The organism is Loigolactobacillus bifermentans DSM 20003, from assembly GCF_001434575.1.
Classification (GTDB): domain Bacteria; phylum Bacillota; class Bacilli; order Lactobacillales; family Lactobacillaceae; genus Loigolactobacillus; species Loigolactobacillus bifermentans.
Genome location: NZ_AZDA01000027.1, coordinates 1 through 1,877, shown reverse-complemented (window position 1 = coordinate 1,877; position 1,877 = coordinate 1). Strand labels below are relative to the sequence as shown.

4 protein-coding genes are annotated in these 1,877 nt (G+C 35.7%); 2 read left to right on the top strand and 2 right to left on the bottom strand.

Annotated features, from left to right (window positions below; all coding sequences use genetic code 11):
* Positions 1–217 (top strand): DNA-binding domain-containing protein (locus FC07_RS15580; RefSeq protein ID WP_191981082.1); only part of this gene is annotated, 217 nt, incomplete at its 5' end.
* Positions 218–463: 246 nt separating this feature from the next.
* Positions 464–913 carry a cupin domain-containing protein gene (locus tag FC07_RS04860; RefSeq protein WP_003660057.1) on the top strand — a complete coding sequence of 150 codons (450 nt, stop codon included), beginning with the start codon at positions 464–466 and terminating at the stop codon, positions 911–913.
* Between the two features lie 211 nt (positions 914–1,124).
* Here FC07_RS04860 and FC07_RS16080 read toward each other — a convergent pair whose 3' ends face one another.
* Positions 1,125–1,337, bottom strand: a complete 213-nt coding sequence (locus FC07_RS16080; RefSeq protein WP_057904002.1) for a hypothetical protein — start codon at positions 1,335–1,337, stop codon at positions 1,125–1,127.
* Positions 1,338–1,481: 144 nt separating this feature from the next.
* On the bottom strand, positions 1,482–1,877 hold a 396-nt coding region (locus FC07_RS04850; RefSeq protein WP_157050114.1), incomplete at its 5' end, for a MucBP domain-containing protein.

The following is a 1,877-nucleotide window of genomic DNA, read 5'->3' as shown; positions in this document are numbered from 1 at the left end:
CGATTTATTCATTATACGCTCTCTTAAAAGTTGTCTCAGGAATCAGCTTACATCCAAAAATGAGATTTCGATAGAATATGCAAATTCACTCTATGGTTATAAAAATGTTAGATCTGAAATGCGTTACTTAACAGGTGATCGACTTACTGGTGGCAAAGTTTCACTAAAAAAATTTTTTGACGGTTTGCTGCAAGAATGTAATGAAAGTATTTTTTGACGTGCCTGACATATTATCATTAAAAGTAATTTTGAATTTGATTTTTCTCCACAAATCATCAAGCTAAGCACATTATCAAAAGATTAGTTTGACAATTAATGTAGATGGACAGTTAATCTAAATAGCCATTTAAGCAAACCAACTATAAAACCACACCACCTTACTTTTTAGTCTAGCCAAAACATATTTTATGGTCTATCTCAAATAATGTGTTATACTTAATTTGTATAGAAAGGAAGCAATAAAATGACTGAGAAGCACTTAGAACTTAAAGATTATGGCCCACAACCATTTGCTCCAGATTTAAAGGCCGCTGCCTTAGCTAATGATAATTATCGAACTACTTTGTGGACGGGTGATCATTTTCAAGTCACTTTGATGGCAATTCCAGCTGGTGGTGGTGATATCGGAATGGAAATTCACCATGGCAATGACCAATTCATTTATTTAGTAGACGGTGTTGGTCACGTTCAAATGGGCAAAGATAAAAACAAATTGACGATTGACCGTGAGATTCATCCTGGTGAAGCAGTAATTATTCCAGATAATACTTGGCACAATGTAATTAACGCTGGTAGTAAAACTATGAAGGTCTTCTCAATTTATTCTCCAGTAAAACACGCTAAGGGAACTGATGAAAAGACCAAAGATGACGCGATTCAGCAGGAAGGCCCACTAGAGGGCACCGGTGAATAAAGTCATGAAATCTTTTTTGACGATGCTAATTTAGCTTTTCTTAAATTAATTTTTTAAAAACATAAAAGGTAGCTCAATAAACTTTTTGGCTTATTGAGCTACCTTTTTAGCTATATTCAATTATTATCGACAAGTTCAGTTATTTGGCATGCTAAAAAACTTTCTTGAAATGTTGCTTCATTTTTCAGATACGTTTTACCGAACTCGTCAATTAAGCCATGCAACTCTTTGGCTTCAATCCACGCTTATATAATACAGGAAAGTCATAGGTTGTGGCATTTGCGACATTCCCGGGTAATTTAGGATACCAAATATCCATTGCTAAAATACCAATAGTGTACCCGCCCAAAAATTGTCCCTTTTGCGAATGAAAAATACTTTGGTCATTCACTGTTTTCAATACTTTCTCATATTTCTTGCTCATTATATTGGTCCATCCTTTTGAAGTATTCTTGTATATCTAAGTTTATCCCAGCAATGCTAAAAATAAAGGCCCCGAAGAATCATAATATTCTTCAGGGCCTTCTTTAAATAATCTATATTCACTACAGATATATTTATTTAATGGTTAATCGTTACGACGTTTCTTGATACCAAGAAAACCGAGTAAACCACCAAACATTGCCAACAAAATACCAACAAATGACATTGTTTGACTTTGACTATTGTTTTCACCAGTTTGAGGTAGTTTTGGTGAGAAAACAACGCCATTGTTAACTTTCGATCCCGTATTAGTCGACGTATTGATTACGCCATTGTTAGTAGTGTTACTTGGTTGGGAAGGATTTCCTGGTTGGTTAGAACTAGAATTTCCTGTATCCGTACCATTACCTGGTTTCCCAGATGGATTGGACCCAGTGCCGCCATTGTTATCCGTTACAGGGTTCTTAGTGTAAACGTAGGTTACGGTCTGATCTTGATCCGTAAAGCTCCCCGTTGGGTTGCCTTGGACTTCCTTAAAGGT

Excerpts from the sequence above, each read along its gene's own strand:
- FC07_RS04860 (WP_003660057.1), top strand. The coding sequence starts at position 464 with ATGACTGAGAAGCACTTAGAACTTAAAGATTATGGCCCACAACCATTT.
- FC07_RS16080 (WP_057904002.1), bottom strand. The coding sequence starts at position 1,337 with ATGAGCAAGAAATATGAGAAAGTATTGAAAACAGTGAATGACCAAAGT.